This is a genomic window from Streptosporangium sp. NPDC002721, from assembly GCF_042888905.1.
In the GTDB taxonomy this organism is placed as follows: domain Bacteria; phylum Actinomycetota; class Actinomycetes; order Streptosporangiales; family Streptosporangiaceae; genus Streptosporangium.
Map to the genome: position 1 here is coordinate 1 of NZ_JBIAQI010000093.1, position 1,636 is coordinate 1,636.

Consider the following 1,636-nt stretch of genomic DNA (forward strand, 5'->3'; position numbering starts at 1 on the left):
TCTTTCCGGGGTCCTGTCGACCCGCCGTCGCTGAAGCGTCGGTCAGGGGCGCTTCGGGGTGGGTCGCCGTAGCTGAAGCGCGGCCTCGGAAAGGAGCGCAGGGCCGGGGTCACGACCCGTCCAGGGATGCCGGATGTTCCCTCTGAGTGGCTTCTCAGCGAGTTTCAGGGTCCTCTCAGGTGGTTCGTGATGTTGTTCGCTTATCGCGGCCCGATCCGCGCCGTCCCGAAGACGGGACAGGACGGTCACGTGTGCCACCTTCCTCCAGGAGCCTCCCGACCATGACGCCTCTCGCGATTCACGCCGGACTGATGTTCGACGGCACGAACCTGTCCGGCCCCACGACGGTGTTCGTGGAGGACGGGCGGATCACCGGCGTGGACACCACGGGCGCTCCTCCGCCGGACGGGGTGGACCTGATCGACCTGGGCGCGGACACCTTCCTGATGCCGGGGCTCGTCGACCCTCATGTGCATCTCGGCTTCGACGCCGGTCCCGACCCGGTGACCGCGTTCACCACCGCTGACGACGCGGATCTGCTGGCCGGGATGCGGATCGCGGCCGACAGGGCGCTCCGGGCCGGTATCACGACCGTGCGCGACCTCGGTGATCGCGACTATCTGGCGCTGGCGCTGAGCGCGGAGGCGGGGCGGCACCCCGGGGGAGGGCCGGAGATCCTCGCCGCCGGGCCCCCGATCACCACGTACGGCGGTCACTGCCACTTCATGGGCGGAGTGGCCGAGGGAGCCACCGCCCTGCGTGCCGCGGTGCGGGAGCGGCACGAGCGGGGCTGCGCGGTGGTCAAGATCATGTTGAGCGGCGGCAACATGACGCCGGGCTCGCCACCGCCGCACGAGTCGCAGTACTCACCGGCCGACCTGCGGGTCGTCGTCGAGGAGGCGCACCGGCTCGGCCTGCCCGTCGCCGCCCACGCGCACGGTACGCGGGCGATCCGGGACGCGCTGGCGGCGGGAGTGGACAGCATCGAGCACGCGACGTTCGTGACCGCGGACGGCGTCGACGCGGACCCCGCCCTGCTCGCCGCCGTCGCCGGGAGCGACACCTTCGTGAGCGTGACGATCGGGGTCGTCCCCGGCGATTCACCGCTCGTCCTGCCACCGGAGGTCGCCAAGCGCGTGGAGGCCGTACACGAGGCTCTCAGGACCCTCCACAGGCTCGGTGCCAGGATCGTGCTCGGCACGGACGCCGGCATCATGCCGGTCAAGCCGCACGACGTGCTGCCGTACGCCGTCGCCCAGTTCGCCGAGGAGGGCCCGTCTCCGCTGGAGGCGCTCACCGCGGCGACCAGCCTCGCCGCCCGGGCGTGCGGGGTCTCCGATCGGAAGGGACGGATCGCGGTGGGCGCGGACGCCGACCTGCTCGCCGTGACCGGCGACCCCCTCGACGATCTCGACCGGCTCCGGGACGTCCGAGCGGTCTTCCGGGCGGGCGTGAGGGTCAGGTGACGCGCATCCGGCCGAGGATTCGGATCGACGAGAGGTGAAACAGCCCTGGACGGGTCGTGACCCCGGCCCTGCGCTCCTTTCCGAGGCCGCGCTTCAGCTACGGCGACCCACCATGAAGCGCCCCTGACCGACGCTTCAGCGACGGCGGGTCGACAGGATCGGCCGAAAGC

The 1,636-nt window shown here is 71.7% G+C and carries 1 protein-coding gene; it reads left to right on the forward strand.

The genetic code is table 11. The features are described 5' to 3' along the window. Positions 1-281 precede the first annotated feature (281 nt). The gene (locus ACFYWM_RS44690; RefSeq protein WP_389927989.1) at positions 282-1,466 is read left to right on the forward strand and encodes an amidohydrolase family protein; all 1,185 of its coding nucleotides are present in this window, start codon (positions 282-284) and stop codon (positions 1,464-1,466) included. The last annotated feature ends 170 nt before the right edge of the window (positions 1,467-1,636 follow it).